Source organism: Streptomyces bobili (assembly GCF_002154575.1).
In the GTDB taxonomy this organism is placed as follows: domain Bacteria; phylum Actinomycetota; class Actinomycetes; order Streptomycetales; family Streptomycetaceae; genus Streptomyces; species Streptomyces bobili.
Window position 1 is genome coordinate 1 of sequence record NZ_MUBA01000805.1, and the last position, 1,592, is coordinate 1,592.

Annotated in this window: 1 protein-coding gene; it reads left to right on the forward strand. The window is 72.7% G+C overall.

Features of this window, described 5'->3' with window-relative positions; all coding sequences use genetic code 11:
- The first annotated feature begins 267 nt into the window (after positions 1-267).
- Positions 268-1,353 carry a beta-glucuronidase AbsR1 gene (absR1, locus tag BZL64_RS37800; RefSeq protein WP_086773471.1) on the forward strand — a complete coding sequence of 362 codons (1,086 nt, stop codon included), beginning with the start codon at positions 268-270 and terminating at the stop codon, positions 1,351-1,353.
- Positions 1,354-1,592 lie beyond the last annotated feature (239 nt).

Below are 1,592 nucleotides of genomic sequence, written 5' to 3' on the forward strand. Positions count from 1 at the left end.
CGCTCGTCGGGCGCCGGGCGGGCCGGTCACCACGATGCCGGGCCGCCCGGCGCCCGACGAGCGGCGGAGCAGCTCCAGTTCCTCGCCCCGGCCGGTGAACGGCCACGGCAGCGACGGAAGCGGCCACGGGTTCGGGTTCGAGTTCCTCGCGTCACGTACGGAAGTCGTCACATCTACAGGAGTGCGCATACTCATGCCTGATACAGGGCGACTTGAGTAGCCCCCGACTCACGCCCACAGATGGTGCCGCGGGGCAGCCTGGAGCCCATGACCGCCCGATACTGCTCGCTCGCGCGGCAGCCGGCCCCCGCCTTCGCTCCGGGGCTGGCCGCCGAGCGGCTCGGCGCGCTCATGAGCGGGCACCGGATGTGGGTCGACGGCACCGTGCTGCACTACTGCTTCCTCGACGCCGAGACCGACGGGTCGGTCATCGCGGTGCCGGGTTCCGGGGGGACCCGGTGGGTGTCGTGGGTCGGGGACAAGACCCAGCAGGACGTGGTGCGCGACGCGTTCGGCGCGTGGCGGGACGTGGGCATCGGGGTGTCGTTCGTCGAGGTCGACGACCGGTCGGAGGCCGAGCTGCGCATCGGGTTCCAGCAGGGTGACGGTTCCTGGTCGGCGGTGGGCCGGGACGCGCTGCGGGCCGGCCTGAACGAGCGCACCATGAACTTCGGCTGGGATCTGACCGCGCCCGGGGAGCGCGCGACGGCCCTGCACGAGATCGGGCACGCGCTCGGCATGCAGCACGAGCACCAGAGCCCGTTCGCCGGCATCCACTGGGACGACGAGGCCGTGTACGCCGATCTGGCGGGCCCGCCGAACTTCTGGAGCCGTGACCGCACGTTCTTCAACATCCTGCGCAAGCTGGACCCGGCCGAGGTCAACGGCTCGGTGTGGGACCCGCAGTCGGTGATGGAGTATCCGTTCTCGGCGGGGCTGATCCTGGAGCCGGAGCAGTTCCGCGGGGGTGTGCATCCGCCAGGGGCGCTGTCGCCGCTGGACGAGGAGTTCGTTCTCCGCTGGTATCCGCCGCCGGGCGCGCCTCGGCCGCCCGCGCTGGTGCCGTTCCGTTCGGTGCCGTTGTCGCTGGCGGCGGGCGAGCAGGCCGACTTCACGGTCGAGCCGCCGGAGACCCGCGAGTACAGCTTCGGCACCTTCGGGGACGGTGACTCGGTGGTCGTGGTCTTCGAGGAGCGGGACGGGGAGCCCCGTTTCCTGGCCGGCCGGGACGACGGGGGCACACCGCACAACGCCACGATCAGGGCCCGGCTCGTCAGGGGCCGCCGCTACTTCGTCCGTGTCCGGCTGTACTGCGGCTGGGGCGCGGGAGAGACCGCCGTCATGTGCTGGTGACGGCCCCGACCGGCGCCGTACGCCGTACCCAAGGACCATATTCCGGCGCCGGGGGAAAGCGCCGGCGTCCGTCACCTTCGGGGGAGGGAGACGGGCGCCGGCCGCTTCCGGCGGCGCGGCCACGACGGTGAAACGGGTCAGCCGACCGGGGGACCTCACGCCGCGGCAGACCTCACGAGGCCGCCCGGTGAGCCAGGCCCCTCTCGTCCGGGTGGGCGTCCGGGTGGGTGAGGCCGAGG

Excerpts from the sequence above, each read along its gene's own strand:
- absR1 (WP_086773471.1), top strand. The coding sequence starts at position 268 with ATGACCGCCCGATACTGCTCGCTCGCGCGGCAGCCGGCCCCCGCCTTC.